The organism is Micromonospora fulviviridis (assembly GCF_014648395.1).
Lineage (GTDB): Bacteria > Actinomycetota > Actinomycetes > Mycobacteriales > Micromonosporaceae > Micromonospora > Micromonospora fulviviridis.
In genome coordinates, this window is the sequence record NZ_BMRA01000003.1 from 397,159 (window position 1) to 415,922 (window position 18,764).

The 18,764-nt window shown below is 74.2% G+C and carries 22 protein-coding genes; 11 read left to right on the forward strand and 11 right to left on the reverse strand.

What is annotated here, in order from left to right:
- Window positions 1-32 precede the first annotated feature (32 nt).
- Both IEY96_RS10405 and IEY96_RS10410 read left to right on the forward strand, forming a co-directional pair.
- A complete protein-coding gene (locus IEY96_RS10405) occupies window positions 33-506 on the forward strand; it encodes a molybdenum cofactor biosysynthesis protein (protein WP_189194597.1) in 474 nt (157 codons plus the stop codon).
- A 153-nt stretch (window positions 507-659) separates the two neighbouring features.
- Complete coding sequence (locus tag IEY96_RS10410) at window positions 660-1,235, forward strand: sigma-70 family RNA polymerase sigma factor (RefSeq protein ID WP_189194598.1); 576 nt, start codon at window positions 660-662, stop codon at window positions 1,233-1,235.
- Between the two features lie 53 nt (window positions 1,236-1,288).
- Here IEY96_RS10410 and IEY96_RS10415 read toward each other — a convergent pair whose 3' ends face one another.
- On the reverse strand, window positions 1,289-2,026 hold the full coding sequence (locus IEY96_RS10415) for a zf-HC2 domain-containing protein (RefSeq protein ID WP_189194599.1): 738 nt from the start codon (window positions 2,024-2,026) through the stop codon (window positions 1,289-1,291).
- A 59-nt stretch (window positions 2,027-2,085) separates the two neighbouring features.
- Window positions 2,086-2,247: a hypothetical protein gene (locus IEY96_RS10420; RefSeq protein ID WP_189194600.1), complete on the reverse strand. Its 162-nt coding sequence runs from the start codon at window positions 2,245-2,247 to the stop codon at window positions 2,086-2,088.
- A gap of 56 nt (window positions 2,248-2,303) precedes the next feature.
- On the opposite strand from IEY96_RS10420, the gene IEY96_RS10425 reads away from it, so the two are divergent.
- Complete coding sequence (locus IEY96_RS10425) at window positions 2,304-2,801, forward strand: DinB family protein (protein WP_189194601.1); 498 nt, start codon at window positions 2,304-2,306, stop codon at window positions 2,799-2,801.
- A gap of 59 nt (window positions 2,802-2,860) precedes the next feature.
- A complete protein-coding gene (locus IEY96_RS10430; protein ID WP_189194602.1) occupies window positions 2,861-3,625 on the forward strand; it encodes a hypothetical protein in 765 nt (254 codons plus the stop codon).
- A gap of 15 nt (window positions 3,626-3,640) precedes the next feature.
- On the opposite strand, the gene IEY96_RS10435 is transcribed toward IEY96_RS10430, so the two are convergent.
- The 3 genes from IEY96_RS10435 to IEY96_RS10445 all read right to left on the reverse strand — a co-directional run bounded on the left by IEY96_RS10435 (window position 3,641) and on the right by IEY96_RS10445 (window position 6,680).
- Entirely contained in the window at window positions 3,641-4,855 is a 1,215-nt protein-coding gene (locus IEY96_RS10435) for an RNA polymerase sigma factor (protein WP_189194603.1), read from the reverse strand.
- A complete protein-coding gene (locus IEY96_RS10440) occupies window positions 4,855-5,271 on the reverse strand; it encodes a YciI family protein (RefSeq protein ID WP_189194604.1) in 417 nt (138 codons plus the stop codon). Before IEY96_RS10440 ends, IEY96_RS10435 begins: the two co-directional genes overlap by 1 nt.
- A 278-nt stretch (window positions 5,272-5,549) precedes the next feature.
- Window positions 5,550-6,680 (reverse strand): FAD-dependent oxidoreductase, encoded by a 1,131-nt coding sequence (locus tag IEY96_RS10445; RefSeq protein WP_229791498.1) that lies wholly within the window; start codon window positions 6,678-6,680, stop codon window positions 5,550-5,552.
- A 24-nt stretch (window positions 6,681-6,704) separates the two neighbouring features.
- Between IEY96_RS10445 and IEY96_RS10450 the strand changes: the two genes are divergently transcribed.
- On the forward strand, window positions 6,705-7,430 hold the full coding sequence (locus tag IEY96_RS10450; protein ID WP_189194605.1) for a TetR/AcrR family transcriptional regulator C-terminal domain-containing protein: 726 nt from the start codon (window positions 6,705-6,707) through the stop codon (window positions 7,428-7,430).
- A 21-nt stretch (window positions 7,431-7,451) separates the two neighbouring features.
- Here IEY96_RS10450 and IEY96_RS10455 read toward each other — a convergent pair whose 3' ends face one another.
- Window positions 7,452-8,855, reverse strand: a complete 1,404-nt coding sequence (locus IEY96_RS10455; RefSeq protein WP_189194606.1) for an acyl-CoA synthetase — start codon at window positions 8,853-8,855, stop codon at window positions 7,452-7,454.
- Between the two features lie 245 nt (window positions 8,856-9,100).
- Between IEY96_RS10455 and IEY96_RS10460 the strand changes: the two genes are divergently transcribed.
- Window positions 9,101-10,237: a CaiB/BaiF CoA transferase family protein gene (locus IEY96_RS10460; RefSeq protein ID WP_189194607.1), complete on the forward strand. Its 1,137-nt coding sequence runs from the start codon at window positions 9,101-9,103 to the stop codon at window positions 10,235-10,237.
- 4 nt (window positions 10,238-10,241) lie between these two features.
- On the opposite strand, the gene IEY96_RS10465 is transcribed toward IEY96_RS10460, so the two are convergent.
- Window positions 10,242-10,817 carry a TetR/AcrR family transcriptional regulator gene (locus IEY96_RS10465; protein ID WP_189194608.1) on the reverse strand — a complete coding sequence of 192 codons (576 nt, stop codon included), beginning with the start codon at window positions 10,815-10,817 and terminating at the stop codon, window positions 10,242-10,244.
- Window positions 10,818-10,958: 141 nt separating this feature from the next.
- On the opposite strand from IEY96_RS10465, the gene IEY96_RS10470 reads away from it, so the two are divergent.
- On the forward strand, window positions 10,959-12,152 hold the full coding sequence (locus tag IEY96_RS10470; RefSeq protein ID WP_189194609.1) for a thiolase family protein: 1,194 nt from the start codon (window positions 10,959-10,961) through the stop codon (window positions 12,150-12,152).
- A gap of 18 nt (window positions 12,153-12,170) precedes the next feature.
- On the opposite strand, the gene IEY96_RS10475 is transcribed toward IEY96_RS10470, so the two are convergent.
- Window positions 12,171-12,599, reverse strand: a complete 429-nt coding sequence (locus IEY96_RS10475) for a PPOX class F420-dependent oxidoreductase (protein WP_189194610.1) — start codon at window positions 12,597-12,599, stop codon at window positions 12,171-12,173.
- 140 nt (window positions 12,600-12,739) lie between these two features.
- Between IEY96_RS10475 and IEY96_RS10480 the strand changes: the two genes are divergently transcribed.
- Window positions 12,740-13,951: an LCP family protein gene (locus IEY96_RS10480; RefSeq protein WP_229791499.1), complete on the forward strand. Its 1,212-nt coding sequence runs from the start codon at window positions 12,740-12,742 to the stop codon at window positions 13,949-13,951.
- A gap of 9 nt (window positions 13,952-13,960) precedes the next feature.
- Here IEY96_RS10480 and IEY96_RS10485 read toward each other — a convergent pair whose 3' ends face one another.
- The 3 genes from IEY96_RS10485 to IEY96_RS10495 all read right to left on the reverse strand — a co-directional run bounded on the left by IEY96_RS10485 (window position 13,961) and on the right by IEY96_RS10495 (window position 16,503).
- Window positions 13,961-14,623 (reverse strand): ribonuclease FAU-1 family protein, encoded by a 663-nt coding sequence (locus IEY96_RS10485; protein ID WP_189194611.1) that lies wholly within the window; start codon window positions 14,621-14,623, stop codon window positions 13,961-13,963.
- Window positions 14,624-14,671: 48 nt separating this feature from the next.
- Window positions 14,672-15,124, reverse strand: a complete 453-nt coding sequence (locus tag IEY96_RS10490; protein ID WP_444543426.1) for a VOC family protein — start codon at window positions 15,122-15,124, stop codon at window positions 14,672-14,674.
- A 320-nt stretch (window positions 15,125-15,444) separates the two neighbouring features.
- The gene (locus IEY96_RS10495; RefSeq protein WP_189194612.1) at window positions 15,445-16,503 is read right to left on the reverse strand and encodes a S8 family peptidase; all 1,059 of its coding nucleotides are present in this window, start codon (window positions 16,501-16,503) and stop codon (window positions 15,445-15,447) included.
- Window positions 16,504-16,646: 143 nt separating this feature from the next.
- Here IEY96_RS10495 and IEY96_RS10500 point away from each other — a divergent pair, with 143 nt between their 5' ends.
- The 3 genes from IEY96_RS10500 to IEY96_RS10510 are packed head-to-tail and all read left to right on the forward strand — an operon-like array spanning window position 16,647 to window position 18,754.
- Window positions 16,647-17,300, forward strand: coding sequence for a hypothetical protein (locus IEY96_RS10500; protein ID WP_107077947.1), 654 nt, complete (start codon window positions 16,647-16,649; stop codon window positions 17,298-17,300).
- Window position 17,301: 1 nt separating this feature from the next.
- Window positions 17,302-17,601 (forward strand): LysM peptidoglycan-binding domain-containing protein, encoded by a 300-nt coding sequence (locus IEY96_RS10505; RefSeq protein ID WP_189194613.1) that lies wholly within the window; start codon window positions 17,302-17,304, stop codon window positions 17,599-17,601.
- A gap of 1 nt (window position 17,602) precedes the next feature.
- On the forward strand, window positions 17,603-18,754 hold the full coding sequence (locus tag IEY96_RS10510) for a hypothetical protein (RefSeq protein WP_189194614.1): 1,152 nt from the start codon (window positions 17,603-17,605) through the stop codon (window positions 18,752-18,754).
- The last annotated feature ends 10 nt before the right edge of the window (window positions 18,755-18,764 follow it).

Sequence of the window (18,764 nt, forward strand, 5' to 3'; positions counted from 1 at the left end):
GGTGGGGGTACGTCCGTGCCTACAATCGGCGCATGCCCGAGATCGTCCAGTTGCTCGCCTCGCCGGTGCACCGCTACGTGGGCCGGCCGGCCGACGGCCCGGCCCCCGCGCCGCCGGGCGAGCTGGTGGAGCAGATCCGGATCCGGGCCGGGCTGGGCATCGTGGGCGACCGGTACTTCGGCCGGCCGGCACACCGCGAGGCGAGCGTGACGCTGATCGCGCAGGAGTCGCTGCCGGCCGGCGCCGACCTCACCCAGGTCCGGCGAAACGTGCTGACCAGCGGCATCGCCGTGGACGAGCTGGTCGGCCGGGTGCTCACCCTGGACTCTGGCGACGGGCCGGTCAGCCTGCGGGTGCACCGGGCCGCCCCGCCCTGCGCCTGGCTGGACGTCACCGTCGCGCCCGGCACCTGGAAGGCGCTGCGCGGCCGGGGCGGTGTGCGCTGCGCCCCGCTCACCGACGGCGTGCTGCGGGTCGGGCCGGTCGAGGTCACCGTCACCTCCTGAACGGGCCCGGGAACTTTTCGGCCCCGCCGGCCGACCAACCTGCGACCGCCCGGTCGGCGGCGAGGTGGCAGGGAGGACGCCAGGGATGAACCGAGCGAGGCCCGCGCCCGTACCGTCGATCATGACGATGGCGGACCGGCGGGCCGGTCGCGGATGAGCCCCGAGGCCGACGACGAGCAGGTGACCCGGTGGGCGCACCGGGCCGGCCGGGGCGACCAGCAGGCTGCGGCCGCGTTCGTCCGGGCCCTCCAGGGCCCGGTGTGGCGGTTCGTCGCGCACCTGGCCGGCCCCGCCGAGGCCGACGACCTGACCCAGGAGACGTTCCTGCGCGCGCTGCGCGGCCTGCCCGGTTTCGCCGGCCGGTCCACGGCGCGCACCTGGGTCTTCACCATCGCCCGCCGGGTCGCCGTGGACCACGTCCGGGCCGCCACGGCGCGCCCCCGGGTGGCCGCGCTGACCGACTGGCAGGCCGCCGCCGAGGCGGCCGGGGCGGTCACGCCGGGTGGGGACGAGGCGGTCACCCTGCGCGGGCTCATCGCCGGGCTCGCCCCGGAACGGCGGGAGGCGTTCGTCGCCACCCAGGTGGTCGGCCTCTCCTATGCCGAGGCGGCCCAGGTGTGCGGCTGCCCGGTCGGCACCATCCGCTCCCGGGTGGCCCGGGCCCGCGAGGACCTGGTCGCCGCCTGGCAGGGCGACGCCCGGCCGACCCGGGGCGGGCGGGCGGTCTGACACCGGTCGGCGGACCGGCTGTCCGGCCAGGGCGGCCGGCGCCGGTCGGCCCGTCAGGCGGCCCGGCGGTGGCGGGCCTGCGCGGCGTACGGCGTGGGCGGCAGCAGGCGCAGCGGGGCCGGCTCGGGCGGTTCCTCCGTACGCAGCGACCAGCGCGACCCGGCCGGGCGGCCCTGTCGGGGCGGCGTGCCACCCGGGCGCCACCGGGGCCGGGCGAGCAGCACCATCACCACCCAGCCGACCAGCAGGAAGCCGTGGCTGACCAGCCGCTGCACCGCCACCTGCCCGGTGATCAGGTCGTTCACCGACAGCAGCACCAGGGTGGCGACGAACGCGCTGAGCATCGGCAGCAGCCCCGCCGGGGCGGAGCGCCGCAACGCCACGTAGAGGAAGCCGGCGCCCACCGCCACGTTCCAGGCGGCCGACTCGTGCCAGAGGTGCTGGCCGGTGGCGTGCGCGTGGTCGATCACGGTTTCGCGGCCGACCTGGGCCAGCCCGAGGACGAGCTGCACCGCGCCGAGCAGCCCGAGCACCCCGCGCAGCCCGAGCGCCAGCCGCTCCCGCCACCCGGGCCGGGGCGGCGGCGCGGCGGCCAGCACCGCGTCCACCAGGTCGGGCACCTGCGGGGCGAGCTGGGTGCGGGCCCGCCGGGTCACCCGGGCGGCCGCCTCGAACCAGCCCCGGCAGCCGGCGCAGCCCGCCAGGTGCGCCTCGGCCGCCGTGCTCTCCGACCGGGTCGCCTCCCCGTCCAGCTGCGCCGACAGGATCTCCCGCCACTGCTCACACGCCATGCACAGGTAGTCGTCCGCACGGCCCGTCTGGTTCCCGCGGCCCCGGCTCGATCCGCCGGTCAGAGCCCCAGGAAGCCCAGGTAGGCGGCGATCTGGTGGGCGATCATGCGCTCGCCGGGGTGCGCCGGCAGGCCGCGTTCGCGCGCCGCGCGCAGCAGCGCGGTCTCCGCCGGGGACATGATGATCTCCGCGTAGCGGTCGTTCGGGAGACGCATCCGCATCCGCTTCAGTTGATGTTCGCTGGTTGCTCCTGGCGACGGTCTGGAATGCTTCGCCCATGCCCGCCTTCCCGCCCACCTTCGCCGACCAGGTCATCGCGCAGCCGGCCCAGGCCCAGTTCGAGGCGTTCCTCGACGAGCACCGCGGCGCGCTCAACGGCTGCCTGGACGGGCTGACCGAGGAACAGGCGCGCCGATCGTTGGTGGCCTCCCGGACCACGCTGCTGGGTCTTGTGAAGCACGCGACGTTCGTCGAGAAGGTCTGGTTCAACGAAGCCGTCACGGGCCGGTCGCGCGCGGAGATCGGCATCCCTGAGGTGTCGGATGAGTCGTTCATCCTCGATGACGACGACACGATCGCCACCGTCCAGCGCGCACACCGTGAGGCCTGCGAGGCATCACGCCGTGCGACGTCATCCCTGGGTCTGGACGACATCCTCCACGGGCACCGGCGGGGCCCGCTTCCGCTGCGGTGGGTGTATCTCCACGTGCTGCGCGAGCTCGCCCAGCACTGTGGGCACGCGGACATTCTTCGAGAGCAGCTCGTCAACGAGTAGTGCGCGGAGGCCGAGGTGAGGGGCCGCGTGGCCTTGCGGGAGCCGCCTACGATGCGGCCATGACACGCCGAGCCGCGGTGGCTGCGATCTCTGCAGGGGTGCTGCTCCTACTGGGTTGCTCGGCCGGCGCGTGGACGGGAGACGAGTCCGCCCCGGCGCCGACCGTCGGGGCTGACGCCACCACCACGGCCAAGGCGATCGAGCTGCTGAAGTCAGGCACGAAGTTCATCGATCGGGCGAGCTTTCGCGTCGACGTCGACATCGCGAGTCAGGTCACGACGCTGGCGCACACCGACAACGTCAACAAGCGCGCCGACGCCACGATTTCGGCGTCCGGTCGGGGCATCGAGATCCGGATGATCGGCACCGAGATCTTCATGAAGACCGATCTGGACCTCCCCGGTGTCGGCCACGAATGGATGAACCTCGACCCGGCCCGGGTGCCGTCGGACTTCGCCCTCAGCTTCGCCCCGGGAAAGAACGATCCCGGCGGCTCGGCGCGCCTCATCAACGCGATCGTCACCGCACGCGCAGACGGCTATGACGTCGCCGGGACGATCGACCTGACCCGGGTCGGCCGCGGTAACGGGATCAACTTCCGCCCCGGGCCAGACGGCTTCCCCGACGCAGCGCGCAGCAACCCGTTCCGCGCAACGCTGGATGCCGATGGCCGACTGGTCAGCTTCCTGATCCCCGCCGCCAACGGCATGCCGAGCGCGAGCCTGCGCTACAGCGACTTCGGTGCGGCTGTCGACGTCGCGCGGCCGCACGGAGCCGTCGCCGCCCCCGACGCCCTGTATCCCCAGCTCGGCCTAGGCGGCTGAGAGCGGTCGGAGACGTCAGCCCAGCGCGGCCGCCTTCCGCAGCAGCACCGATCGTTCGCGCTGGTTGGCGCACAGCCGGGCGGCCAGCTCCAGCTCGGCGCGCGCCTCCGGTCGCCGTCCGAGGCGGGCCAGCAGTTCCCCGCGTACGGTCGGGACCAGATGCGAACCGGGGAGCCGGTCCGAGGCGATCAGTTCGTCCACGATGGCCAGGGCCTGCGCCGGACCCGAGGCCATGGCCACGGCGACGGCCCGGTTGAGCTCGACCACGGGCGAGGGCGCGACCCGGCCGAGCGCCTCGTAGAGCACCACGATCCGGTCCCAGTCGGTCGCCTCGACCGAGGGCGCCGACGCGTGGGTGGCGGCGATCGCGGCCTGCAGGCCGTAGGGGCCGAGGCCGCGAGTCGATGCCTTGGCCAGCGCGGCCAGCCCACGGCGGATCGCCGAGAGGTCCCACCGTCGCCGGTCCTGGTCCTCCAGCAGGACCGGCGAACCGTCCGGGCCGGTCCGGGCCGGGAAGCGCGCGGCCGTCAGCTCGAACAGGGCGAGCAGGCCGTGCACCTCCGGCTCGTCCGGCTGCAGCGCGGCCAGCGTGTGGGCCAGCCGGATCGCCTCGTACGCGACGTCGGGGCGCAGCAGCCGGTCGCCCGACGTGGCCGTCGACCCCTCGGTGAAGATCACGTAGAGGACGCTGAGCACGCCGCCCAGCCGCTCCCGGCGCTCGCTGGCCGGCGGCAGCTCGAACGGCACCCGGGCCGCCGCGATCGTCTTCTTGGCCCGGGTGATGCGGGCCTGCACGGTCGGCACGGGCACGAGGAACGCGCGGGCGATCTCCTCGCTGGACAGGCCGCCGACCACGCGCAGGGTCAGCGCCACCCGGGCCTCCGGGGAGAGCACCGGGTGGCAGCTGACGAACATCAGCGCCAGGACGTCGTCGTCGATCCTGTCGGGGTCGACTTCTTCGTCGACCGCCGGATCGGCCGCCAGCAGGGCGTACCGGTCCTGGAGGGCGGTCCGGCGGCGGATCGCGTCGATGGCCCGCCGCCGGGCCGTGGCCATCAACCAGCCGGCCGGATTGGCCGGCGAGGCCAGCGGCCACGACACCAGCGCCTGGGCCACCGCCTCCTGGGCGGCGTCCTCGGCCAGAGCGAAGTCGCCGGTGAGTCGGGTCAGCGCGCCGACGATTCGCGCCGACTCGATCCGCCAGACGGCCTCGACGTCGGCCGTACCCATCAGATCTGGCCGTTGCTCTCGCGCCGGGCCCGTTCCTCGGCGGACCCCGCGGCGTCCGTCGGCATCTCGTCGTCGCCCGCCACCCGCCGGACCTCGATCTTGGACCCGGTGACCGCCGGGATCCGCCTGGCCCACTCGACCGCCTCCTGCTTCGAGGCGACATCGAGCAGGAAGTAGCCCCCGAACAGCTCCTTGGTCTCTCCGTACGGCCCGTCCGTGACCAGCGGGGTCTCGCCGCTGAAGTCGACCACGACGCCCTGACGGGGATCGTCCAGTCCTTCCGCCGCCACGAACACGCCGGCCTTGACCAGGTCCTCGATGTACTGGCGAGTCGCGGCCGCCAACTCCTCGAACCCGGCCATCAGGGCCGCGTTCGACTCATCGGTGCCCCGCATGATCAGCATGTACTTCGACATCGTGTTCTCCTCATCCGGCGGGGCCGCCTCTCGGCCCTCGCACCCCCACGTCGAACGGGCGGCCCGCGGATCGACACGGCCCCGGCCAATTTTTCGCGGTGCCGCGGCCGATCCCTCCGGCCCGCCGTCCGCCGTCGGAGCGGCCCCTGAGCGAGAAAGCACGATCCTGCCACGGGAGGCGGCGAGCCCTCACCCTACGGCGCGACGGCGGAGTCACGGTGAGGACGGCCGCCAGGCTCCGCGAGCGCCCACCGGGGCGGGGCCGCTGCGTCGTTGCGTCAGTCTGCGGGTGCCGGTTCGGTGGGCCGCGGCGTGAAGAAGCGGACGATGTCGTCGGCTGCGGTGGGGGACAGCATCATTGCCTGGACTCGTGCGGACATCTCGGCGATCGGCTGGGTCCTGGTGAACATCGCCTCCTCGTAGCTCCGGATGGCCGAGTCGGGGTCGGCGGGGTTGATGGCGAGTTCGGCGGCGAGTTCGGCGGCGTCGAGCATGGCTTGGTTGGCGCCCTCGCCGACCGGCGGCATGAGGTGCGCGGCGTCACCGATGAGGGTGATCCCCGGCTGGTGGGTCCAGCGGGTACCGGTGGGCATGGCCTCGATCCTGCGTGGGGCGGGCGGGCTGTCGCCGGCCTCGATGAGGGCGGTGAGGCGGGGGTCCCAGCCGTCGAACATGTCCAGCAGAGCGCGCTTGCTGCGGTAGGTGTCCAGGTGGCGGTCGTCCGCGCGGAGGGAGATCCCGACCCGGATGCTGCCGTCGCCGAGGCGTTGTGCTGCCAGGATCTGGTTCACGCCGATGCACCAGAGGTTTCCGGGGCCGACCAGCTCGGCGAGATCCGGACGGCGCCGGTCGGCGTCGCTGATGCTCAGCTCCACCAGGGTGGCCACGTGGGACAGTCTCGCGTCGGTCAGCAGCGACCGGACGACCGAGCGCGCGCCGTCCGCGCCGATGAGGACGTCGCAGTCGGCGCCGTGGCCGCCGTCGAACGTCAGCTCGAAGCCTCCGTCGGGTCGGGGCGTCGCCGCGACGAGCCGGTGCTGCCACGCGACCGCGTCGCGGGGGAGCGAATCGAGCAGAAGATCACGCAGTGCGCTGCGGTCGATTTCCGGGCGTCCGGAGAATGAGCCGGGTTGTGGCTTGTGGTGCACGAGGGTGCGCCCGGCCGGGTCGAGGATGCGGTGTTCCTCGCCCTCCGGCCGTGCCTCGGACCGGAACCGGCCGGCGAGACCCGCCGCCGCCAGGGCCTGTTGCCCGGACTCCGGGTGCAGGTCGAGCGAGCCGCCCTGCGATCGCGCGGATCGGCTGGCCTCGCGTTCGTACACCACCGCGCCGATGCCGTGCCGGTGCAGGATTCGGGCCAGCGTCAGGCCGCCGAGGCCACCGCCGGCGATCGCGATTCGCATGAACATCTCCGTTAGCGTACGCTGTATTCCATGGATACGGCGTACGGTAACGCACCGCTGCCCGTCTGGGAACGGCCCGAGCCCCAGCCGCGGGCGGCGCCGGTGCCGCTGAGCCGCGCGAAGATCGCCGCCACGGCGATCCGGCTCGCCGACGCGCACGGCCTCGACGGGCTGTCGGTACGCAAGATCGCCAAGGAGCTCGGTGTCGGTCCGATGCGGCTCTACGACTACGTGATCAACAGATCCGAACTGCTCGATCTGATGGTCGACGCCGTGTACGCCCGGATCGCCGAGGCCGGCCAGCACCCCGAGTGGCGCGCCACGGTGCTGGCCCTCGCCAGGGCGACCCGCGAAGCGGCCCTTGACCATGAGTGGTTCGCCGACCTGCTCGGCGGAAGGCCGCACCTGGGACCGCACGCGCTCGCCGTGGGCGAATCGACCGCGGCGGCGCTCAGCCAGGCCCCCGCCGTGCGCGGTGTCGACGATCTCCAGCGGGCCCTGGGCGCCCTCAACGGGTTCATCGTCGGAGCGCTCCGCAGGGAGATCACCGAGCGACGCACCGCCCGTTCCACCGGCACCGACGTGTCCGCGTGGCAGGCCGCCCTCGGGCCCTACCTCACCCGCATGCTCGAAACGGGCCGTTACCCCACCGTCGCCCGGCTCGTCGTCGACGGCGCCCACCTCGACGCCGAGGAAACCTTCCACCACAACCTGATCACCATCCTGGACGGCATCACCAGCCATCCCCGCCCGTGACCTACCGCTGCGGCTGGTGCGTCACCCCTCGGCCAGCAGGTTCTTCTGCACCTTGCCCATGGCGTTGCGGGGGAGGGCGTCGACCAGCCGGACCTGCCGGGGCCGCTTGTGCACCGAGAGCTGCCGGGCCACGAAGTCGATCAGCTCGGCCTCCCGCAGCCCGTCGCCGACCACGTACGCGGTCACCTGCTGGCCCAGGTCCGGATGGGGCGTGCCGACCACGGCCGCCTCGCGGACCCCGGGATGGCCGAGCAACGCGTCCTCCACCTCGCCGGCCCCGATCCGGTAGCCGCCGCTCTTGATCAGGTCGGTCGCGGCCCGGCCGACGATCCGGTGCCAGCCGTCCGGCCCGACCGTCGCCACGTCCCCGGTGCGGAACCAGCCGTCCGCCGTCCGGCTGGCCGCGTCGGCGTCCGGCCGGTGCAGGTAGCCGTCGAAGAGGGTGTCGCCGCGCACCTGGAGCTCGCCCATCGCGTCTGCGGGCAGCGGGTCGCCCTGCTCGTCCACCACCCGGGTGCGTACCCCGGGCAGCGGCAGGCCCACCGTGCCGGGCCGCCGGGGCCCGTCGGCCCGGGCGCTCACGGTGATCAGGGTCTCGGTCATGCCGTACCGCTCGGCGATCCGGTGGCCGGCCAGGTCGGCGAGCGCCGCGAAGACCGGCTCGGGCAGCGCGGCGCTGCCGGAGACCAGCAGCCGCGCCCCACGCAGCGCCCGCGCCGCGTCCGGGGCCGCGGCGATCCGCGACCAGATGGTGGGTACGCCGAAGTAGAGCGAGCCGGCGGCGGCCGCGTACCGCTCGGGGCGGGGCCGGCCGACGTGGTGCAGCCGGCTGCCGAGCCGCAGCGGGCCGAGCACGCCGAGCACCAGCCCGTGGACATGGAACAGCGGCAGTCCGTGCACCAGCCGGTCGTCCGGCGTCCACGCCCAGGCGTCGGCCAGCCCGTCCAGGCAGGCGGCGACGGCGCGACGGGACAGCACCGCGCCCTTCGGGGCGCCCGTGGTGCCGCTGGTGTAGAGGATCAACGCGGTGGCGGCCGGGTCGGGCTCCGGGTGCCGGGTGTCCGACCGCCGGGTCAGGTCGACCGGCACGGCCGGAGGCGTGGTGGGTGCGTCGGCGAACCCACCGCCGGCGGGCGTCAGCAGCACCTCGGCGCCCGAGTCGCGCAGGATGTGGTCGCGTTCGACCGGCCCGGCGTCCGGGGGCACCGGGACGACGGCGGCGCCGGCCAGGAGCCCGCCCACGACGGCGACCACCGTCTCCAGGCTCGGGGTGGCCGGCACGGCCACCCGCCCGACACCGCGCAGGTCGTCGGCGACGGCCGCGGCCGTCGCGCGCAGCTCCACCCAGGACAGCGACCGGTCGTCGATCCGGACCGCCTCGGGACGCTCGTCGGTGGACTCGGACAGCCAGCTCAGCAGCGGCACGGTGCGGGCCCCTCTCCCGGTCGCGCCGGCGGGCGCGCCATCGCCCCGCCGGTCCGGCCCTCCGGTACGGCCGTGGCGGCTCGACGCACCCCGCGCGCCGGTGCCGGACGACCCGACCGTAGCCGGGGCGCCCCGGGGCCGGCCACCCCGACCGGGATGCACCGATGCCGGGCGGCGGCCGGTGTGCCATCGTTGGCCGTCCGGTCCGGGCCGCCCTGGCGGGTGCCCGAGGGGGAGGGGGCGCCATGGAGGAGGGTTCGTCCGGGCCGCTGCGCGGCGTCCTCGTCGCGGACTTCTCCCGGATCCTGGCCGGGCCGTACGCGACCATGCTCCTGGCCGACCTGGGCGCCGACGTGGTCAAGGTGGAGGCGCCGGGCGGCGACGACACGCGGACCTGGCAGCCACCGGTCCGCGACGGGGTCTCGACCTACTACCTCGGCGTCAACCGCAACAAGCGCTCGCTGGTCCTCGACCTCGCCGATCCCGGGGACGCGGTCCTGGCCCGGCGGCTCGCCGTCCGGGCCGACGTCATGATCCAGAACTTCCGGCCCGGCGCGCTGCGCCGCTTCGGCCTCGACCACGACACCGTCACCGCCGCCAACCCGCGGCTGGTGTACGCCTCGATCAGCGGGTTCGGCGCGGCCGGCGGCGCGGACCTGCCCGGGTACGACCTCATGGTGCAGGCGGCCTCCGGGTTGATGAGCCTGACCGGGGCGGCCGACGGCCCCCCGTACAAGGCGGGGGTGGCGGTCTTCGACGTGATCGCCGGGCTGCACGCGGCGGTCGGGATCCTGGCCGCGCTGCACCACCGGGCGGCCACCGGCGTCGGCCAGCACGTCGAGGTGGACCTGCTCTCCTCGGCCCTGTCCGGGCTGGTCAACCACACCAGCGCGCACGTCGCCGCGGGCGTGGTGCCGCACCGGATGGGCAACGCGCACCCGAGCATCGTGCCGTACGAGCCGCTGCCGACCGCCGACGGCGAGCTGGTGGTGATCGCCGGCAACGACGGCCAGTTCGGCATCCTGTGCCAGGTCCTCGGCCTGCCCGGGCTGCCCGACGACCCGCGGTTCCGGCGCAACCAGGACCGCACCGCGCACCGCGACGCGCTGCGGCCGTTGCTGGTGGCCGCCCTGGCCCGGCGGACCAGCGCCGAGTGGTTCCGCGAGCTGTGCGCGGCGGGCGTGCCGTGCAGCCCGATCAACACGGTCGCCGACGGGCTGGCCCTGGCCGAGGGGCTCGGGCTCGACCCGGTGGTCACCGTGGACGGCGTGCCGGGGGTGCGCCACCCGATCGGCCTGTCGGCCACCCCGCCCCGCTACGACCTGCCGCCGCCGGGGCTGGACGAGCACGGCGCCGAGCTGCGCGCCTGGCTGGCCGAGTGAGCGGTCAGCGTGTCGCGGCGGCCAGCAGGTCGTCCACCAGCCCGGTGGCGGTCTGCGCCGCGGCGGCGGCGTCCGGGCGACCGGCGCTGCCGTAGAGGCCCTCCACGATCAGCCAGATCCGGTCGGCGAGCCGCCCCGGGTCGGCCACGTCCAGCCGGGCCACCAGCGCGTCGATCTCCGCCCGGGTGTCGCGCAGGTAGTCGCGGGCCACCCGGCCCGGCTCGCCCGCGTCGCCGGGGAACTCGGCGAGGTAGAGGCGGAACGCGCAGCCGCGGAAGTCGGGGGCGGTGGCGGTCGCCGCGATCTCCGCGACCAGCGCCCGCAGCCGTGTCGCCGGGTCATCGGGCAGTCCCTCGGCCGCCGCGCCGCCGGCCCGCTCGCGCTCCCGCCGGCACGCCCGCAGGTAGGCGGCGACCAGGTCGTCCTTGCTGGGGAAGTGGGTGTAGAGCAGGTTCTTGCCGCAGCCGGCCGCGTCGATCACCTGGTTCATCCCGACGGCGCGGACCCCGTGGCGGTAGAACAGCTCGCCGGCGGTGCGCAGGATCCGCTCCCGGCTTCCCGGGGCCGCGGTGCGGGCCATCGCTCCTCCTTCGCTCGCGCCTGTGGCGAGGATAACGGACCGATCGGTCCGTCGACGATTGACCGGGCGGCGGGCGGCGGCGCAGTATCGGACCACTCGGTCCCGGACCGATCGGTCCGGCAACGTTCCCAGGAGGCAGCGATGCGCGACGCGGTCATCGTCGAGGCGGTACGGACCCCGGTGGGTCGGGCGAAGCGGGGTGGGGCCTACCTCGACGTGCACCCGGTGGACCTGCACGCGCACGCCCTGCGCAGCCTGGTCGCCCGGGTGCCAGGGCTGGACCCGGTCGAGATCGACGACGTCATCGGCGGCACCGTCGCCCAGGTGGGGGAGCAGAGCACCAACACCACCCGGCTCGCCGCGCTCGCCGCCGGCTTCCCCGAGTCGGTGCCCGGGGTGACCGTGGACCGGCAGTGCGGCAGCAGCCAGCAGGCGCTCAGTTTCGCCGCCCAGGGGCTGGTCGCCGGGGCGTACGACATCGTGGTGGCCTCCGGCGTCGAGTCCATGAGCCGGGTGCCGATCGGCAGCGCCGCCGTGGTCGACGGCGTCCGCACCGACTTCGCCGGCCCCGCCGTCGCGGCGCGCTACCCGGGCGGGCTCGTCCCGCAGGGCGTCGCCGCCGAGCTGATCGCCCGCAAGTGGGGCCTGTCCCGCACCCGGCTCGACGAGTACGCCGCCACCAGCCACCAGCGGGCCGCCGAGGCGTGGCGGCAGGGGCGGTTCGCCGGCCAGGTCGCCCCGCTGCCGGGCGTCGACCTGGCCATGGACGAGACCATCCGGCCCGGGACCACGGTGGCCCGCCTCGCCGACCTGCCGACGGCCTTCGCCGCCGAGCACTGGACCGCCCGCTTCGGCGAGCTGGACTGGAAGGTCACCGCCGGCAACTCCAGCCCGCTCAACGACGGCGCGGCGGCCCTGCTGCTCACCACCGGCGAGACCGCCCGCCGCCGGGGCTGGCGGCCCCGGGCCCGGATCCACACCGCCACGGTGGTCGGCGACGACCCGATCATGATGCTCACCGGCATCATCCCGGCCACCGCCAAGGTGCTCGCCCGGGCCGGCCTCGCCATGGGCGACATCGACGCGTTCGAGGTCAACGAGGCGTTCTCCTCGGTCGTGCTGGCCTGGCTGGCCGAGACCGGCGCGGACCCGGCGAAGGTGAACGTCGACGGCGGCGCCATCGCCATCGGCCACCCGCTCGGAGCCAGCGGCGCCCGGCTCGCCACCACCCTGCTGCACGTCCTCGAACGCACCGGCGGCCGCTACGGCCTGCAGACCATGTGCGAGGCCGGCGGCACCGCCAACGCCACGATCATCGAACGCCTCGACGGCTGACCGGCCGGGCGCGGTGGCTCAGTCGGCGATGCCGGTGAACGCGACCACGTGCTCGGCGCGCAGCCGCACCAGCAGCTCGCCGGGCACGGCGTTGCGCCGGCCGTACTCCTCGGCCCGCTCGGCGCCCATGTAGCGGGCGGCGATCCGGGTGGACCAGGGCAGCGACTCGACCGGGTCCTCGCCGATCGTCACCGGGCCCCGCACCGTCACGAAGGCGTACGGCGCGTGCTCCTCGTCGACCGTCAGCGCGGCCCGGGGGTCGCGGGCCAGGTTGCGCCCCTTCACGCTGCTCCGGCCGGTGTTGAAGACCAGGTCGTCGCCGTCGAGCACGAACCAGATCGGCGCCACGTGCGGGGAGCCGTCGGCCCGGACGGTGGCCAGCTTCCCCGTCCGGGTGCCGGCGGTCACGAAGGCACGCCACTGCTCGTCGCTCATCCGCTGCGCCATGCGGCCATTCTGGCCCACCCCGCCGACAGTTCGGCCGCACCCCGCTCCCAGGGAGTTCACAGCCGGCTGACCTGTCCGGCGGGCCCCGCCCGGAATAGCCTCGGACCGGCCCGCACCCGTCCTGACCTGGGGAGATAAAGGTGTCCTACCCGACCACCGCCGGACCGTCCGGTCCGGTCCGGCCGCGCCGGTCCGCGCGTCGGCCCTGGCCCCGCTGGGCCCGGTGGTGCGTGGCGGTCGGCACCACGCTCATGACGCTGAGCGGCGTGGCGCTGGGCGGCAGCGCCTACCTGCTGCACGCGGCGACCGGCGAGGTCACCCGGCAGAACCTGCTCGGCGCCGCCGCCGCGCCCGTGCAGCAGCACCGGACGATCACCGGGGCGAAGAACATCCTGCTCGTCGGGGTCGACACCCGCCCGAACCAGGACCCGAGCCAGCTCACCCGCGCGGACTCGATCATCCTGCTGCACGTCCCGGCCGACCACACCCAGGCGTACCTGGTCTCGCTGCCCCGGGACTCGCTGGTCACCATCCCCGCGTACGACAACGGGGCGACGCCCTTCCGCGGCGGGCAGAACAAGATCAACTCTGCCTTCGCCTTCGGCAGCCGGGGACTGACCGGCTCCGCGGCGCTCTCGCACGGCTTCGAACTGCTGGCGCTGACCGTCCGCGACCTGACCGGCATCACCCCCGACGCCGGCGCGATCATCGACTTCCAGGGGTTCAAGAAGATCGTCCAGGTGCTCGGCCAGGTCTGCATGTACGTCGACGAGACCACCACCTCGATCCACGTCGGGCACGACGCCGCCGGTAAGCCCGCCGCGCCGTACGCCATCAACCCCGACGGCACGGTGAACCACCGCATCGCCGGCGTCACCCCGAACGTCTACACCAAGGGCCAGCACTGCCTCGACCCGGCGCAGGCGCTGGACTTCGTCCGGCAGCGGGACCTGCTGGCCGACCACGACTTCGACTACGGCCGGCAGCGGCACCAGCAGCAGTTCGTCAAGGCGGTGCTCACCCAGGTGGTCAGCCAGGGGCTGGACTCGCCGACGAAGCTGCCCGGCCTGCTGTCGGCGGTCGGCCGCACGATGACCGTGGACGACGGCGGCATCCCCCTCGCCGACTGGGCCTTCGCCATGCGGGGCGTCAAGCCCGACTCGATCACCACGATCAAGACCAACGGCGGCACCTTCAACAGCCGTACCGTCCCGGGCGTCGGTAGCGCCGAGATCCTCAGCCCGACCAGCGTGCAACTGCTGCGCGCGGTCCGCGACGACACGGTCGCGGCCTTCGTGGCCGCCCACCCGACCTGGGTGGCCGACTCCGGACCGCCCGCCGCCGACCACTAAGTCCCGTTGTCAGGACCGGAAGTACTCGGGACCCCAACAGGTCGCGTCCGCCGGCAACTCCCACCAGTGCGGCATCGACGTCGGCCGCCACGCCGGATCCGGTTGGAAGTCCATCCACCGGCCGTCGAAGGGCGCGGCCCCGGCGCGGGCCAGGGCAAGCAGTCGTTCGCCCTCGGCCCGGACCCCGGCGGCCTCGACCTCATCCCAGAACGCCGGCTCGCCGGTGTACTCGGCGAACGCGTCCTCGTCCTTCCACGACCATCTGCCATCCGGATAGATGAGCAGGTCGAGCTCCTGGTCGTAGACGTCGACCCCGCCAGCCCACCGGGTGACCGGACGCTCCAGGTTGACATACCAGTGAGTGAATTCGTCTGTTCGCCAGCTCCACCAGATCGAGTGGGCCGCGCCGGGCGGCATCAACATCAGAGTGCGGAAAGGCTGCCACGTACTCAGGCTGAGCATCGTGGTCATCCGCAGCTCCGTGAGCAGCGACAGTTGACGGGTCGGTTGGCCAGCGCTGTCGACCCGGCGCATGGCCTGTGAGCCGGCGTCGATCCACAGCGCCAGCCCGCGCTCGTCGTCGCTGACCACCCGCCCGCACAGCACCGAGCCGACCCGGCCGTCTGGGTACAGGTGTCGGCGGACGATTGTCTGCCCCTGCTCAAAGATCATTCGAGGACGATACCCACGAGGCCCGGTGATGACGGCCCCTCGGCGCCGTCAGCTCAGCTGCTCCGCCAGGGCGACGATGATGCCCTCGGGGCCGCGGACGTAACAGAGGCGGTAGGCGTCCTCGTACCGCTCCACCTCGCCGACGAGTTCGGCGCCGTGGGCCCGCAGGCGGGCGACCACGTCGTCGATGTCGTCGACGGCGAACATGACGTTACGGATGCCCAGCGTGTTCGGTGGCGCGACGGCCGGCTCGGCGCTGACCGCCGCCGGCGAGCGGAACGCCGTCAGCTCCACCTTGTTGTGGCCGTCCGGGGTCCGCATCATGGCCATGTCGACCCGGACGTCGTCGAGCCCGTTGACCCGGTCCACCCACGGTCCCTCGACCGCTGCCTCGCCCTCCAGCTCCATGCCGAGCTCGACGAAGAACGCCACCGCGGCCTCAAGGTCGCCGACGACGATGCCGACGTGGTCCATCCGCTGGAGCGCCATGTCCCCGAGCATACGGGCAGGATGCCTGGCTTTGCGGGACTCCTCAGGCCGGCGGCGCGGGTGGTTGATGACACCGGTCATGCCGTAGCGCAGAACTCCCGGCGGGCGGCGACCCTGACGTGACAACCGCTGCCGCGTCTGCCGGACCGGTGGCTGGCGAATGAGAATATGCCCTTGATCGACTCGGTCCGTCGAATCGCTGCGGTTCTGGCGCAGCCAGCGCCTCCGTATGGGCCCAGCACGGCTGACTGTGACACAAGTCCCTCGCCCCGGCCCGGAAAAGGTGCCCGAGCCGGGGCTCGCAGGTGGTCGCCGCCGGGGTGCCGGCCGCCTCAGGTGCGCGGCGCGGCCACGGCGGCCTGGGCGTCGACGATGCCCCAGCCGTAGAGCGGCGTGTAGACGCCGCGCAAACCCGCGACCGGGGTCCGGGCGGTCGACATCAGCACCGCGTACACGTTGGCTACGCTGCGCCCCTGGGCGGCGAGCAGCGCCGCCACCCCGGACACGTACGGCGTGGCCATCGACGTGCCGGCGTAGGCGTCGTAGTCGCCCTGCCCGCAGGTGGCCGCGCCGGCGCCCACTGGGACGCTGGACCAGATGTCGTCGTCGCAGTTGACGAGGCCGGCGCCGCCGGGGGCAGCGACCGCCTTCAGGTCGGCCTTGACACCCAGGTTCGAGTACCACGCCTTGACCTCGTTGCGGTCGGTGGCCGTGACGCAGAGGGCCCCGGCCTCCCAGGCCGGGGTGTCGCACAGCGGCGCCGTCTCGTTGCCGGCGGCCGCGATGACGGCGACGCCCTTCGCCTGCGCGTACGCGATCGCCTCGGTCGCCGCGGACTCCAGGCCGGTGAGGGTGAGGGCCTGGCTGCCGGGCAGTGCGCCGAGGCTGAGGTTGACCACCTTGGCGCCGTGGTCGGCCGCGTAGCGGATGCCGGCGGCGATGTCGGCGAAGCTGCCGCTGCCCGCCTCCAGCACCTTGATCGGCATGATCTTCGCGTCGCGGGCGACGCCGGCGACACCGACACCGTTGCCCGTCGCCGCGGCGGCGATACCGGCCACGTGGGTGCCGTGCTCGTCGCCGGCGTCGGGTACGCCGTTGGGGCCGCGCCAGTCGCCGTTGCCGCACGAGGCCGGGCCGCAGTCGACGAAGGTCGCGCCGGGGACGAGCTTGGCGGCCAGGTCCGGGTGGCCGAGGTCGACGCCGGTGTCCACCACCGCGATGACGACGCCCGATCCCGTGCTGGTTGCCCAGGCCTGCTCGGCGTGGATCTGCCGCAGGCCCCACTGCTTGTCGTACAACGGATCGTTGACGGCCGCCTGGGCGGGCGTCGCCGCGGCCGCCACCAGTGCGGTGACCACCGCGGTGCCGGCGAGTAACCGGGTGAACGACATCTGATCTCTCCTCCCACGGACAGCACTGTCATCTATGGATCGGAGATCGGGCGCGAAACGCAACAGCGGTGGGATCGCCTGACCGTGTCCGGCGTGACGCGGGCGTGACGGCGGGGCGACGGCTCCACGGGACCCTCGGCGGCGTGAGCAGCTTCCCGGGCAGTCCGCGTACCCTGCGCGGCGCCATCATCGCGGTGGACCCGCTGGGGCCGCTGTCCCGGGTGGTGGTGTTCCAGTACAACCCGGACCAGGTGCAGCGCACCATCGCGCCCCGCTCCGGCGGGGAGTCCGGGCAGCGCGCCGCCGACGCGCACCGCGCCTGGGGCGCGCCCACCGAGACCATCACCATGACGGTCGACGTCGACGCCGCCGACCAGTTGGAGACCGGCGACCCGGTGGCCGCCACCGTCGGCGTCCTGCCCCAGCTGTCCGTGCTGGAGATGCTGCTGCACCCGGGCAGCGTCCGGGTGATCGCCAACTCGGTGCTGCTGGCCGCCGGGACCATCGAGATCCTGCCGGTGGAGCTGCCCATGGCGGTGCTGGTGTGGGGGCCGGCCCGGGTGGTGCCGGTGCGGATCACCCAGCTCGGCGTCACCGAGCAGGCGTTCAACCCCGCGCTCAGCCCGATCCGGGCCACCGTGGACGTCTCCGCCCAGGTGCTCACCTACGACGACCTGTCGCTGACCGACGTCGGCTACGGGCTCTACCTCGCGCACCTGGTCGCCAAGGAGGTCCTCGCCATGGTGGGCGCGGTCACCGGCGCCGTGGACGCCGTCACCGACCTGGCCGGAGCGTGAGATGACCGGGCGCTACGACTCCGTACCCGTCGCTGGGACGACCGTGCCCGACGGCGCCGGCGGCCTGCGGGAGGTGCGCTACCTGCGGCGGCGGCCCCGGCCGGAGCTGCGCGACGTGCGGGCCGCCGCCACCCACCGGGTGACCGCCGGCGACCGGCTCGACCTGGTCAGCCACCGGTACCTGGGCGACGCCACCGCGTGGTGGCGGATCGCCGACGCCAACGGGGCGCTCGACCCGGAGGCGCTGACCGGCCCGGACGCCGAGGGCGAGCTGATCGTCATCCCGCTGCCGGGGGTGTGACGTGCTGCTCGGGTCCGGGCTGCGGCTCACCGTCCTGGCGGGACGGACCGTGCCGCTGCCGCTGTCGGTGGACCTGGCCCAGCGCTGGCGCTCCACCCGGGTCACCGAGAGCGACGCCGAGCGCAGCGTCTTCTCCCTGGTCTTCGACGCCGGCCGGGCCGGCCCGCTGGCCGCCGTCGACAGCCCGTTCGGGCCGACCGGCCCGCTGGTGCCGTTCGCCCGGGTGGTGCTGGTGCTCACCTTCGGCGTGGTGCCGAAGGTGCTCTTCGACGGCATCGTCACCGAGACCCGGCTCGACCCGGGCACCGGCGCCGGGCGGGCCACCTTCACGGTCACCGGGGAGGACGTGGGCAACCTGCTCGACCGCGAGGACCGCGACGTCGAGCACCCCGCCCTCGACGACTACCTGACCGTGCTGAAGATCCTCGCCCCGTACGCGGCGCGCGGCATCCTGCCGAAGGCGCTGCCCGCCCCGGTCACCGACCCGCCGCTGCCGATCGACCGGATCCCCACCCAGCACGGCACCGACCTGGAACACCTCGCGGAACTCGCCGAGCGGCACGGCTACGTCACCTACGTCGACCCCGGCCCGGTGCCCGGGATCAGCTCGTTCTACTGGGGACCGCCGGTGCGGCTCGGCCTGCCGCAGCCCGCGCTCGCCGTCGACCTGGGCTCGGACAGCAACGTGCGGGAGGTCTCCTTCCGCACCGAGGCGACCCGGCCGGCCACCGTCACCGGTGCGGTGCACGACCGGCGGACCGGGGTCACCCTGCCGGTCGCCGCGGTGGTGAGCACCCGGCCGCCGCTGGCCGCCGTGCCGTTCGCCCTGGCCAACGCCGGGGACGTGCGGCGACGCCGGCTGCGGGAGGGCAGCAGCGACGCGGTCTCCGCCTTCGCCCGCGCGCAGGGCGAGGTGGACCGGAGCGCCGACGCGCTGGTCGCCGAGGGCTCCGCCGACGGCGCCCGGTACGGGGCGGTGCTGCGCCCGCGCGGCCTGGTCGGCATGCGCGGCGCCGGCTGGAGCCACGACGGGCTCTGGTACGTCCGCCAGGTGGAGCACGACCTCGCCTACGGCGGCTACCGGGTCGGTTTCACCCTGTCCCGGGACGGCCACGGCTCGGTCACCCCCGCGCTGCCCCGGAGCCCACTGTGACCACCCGGGA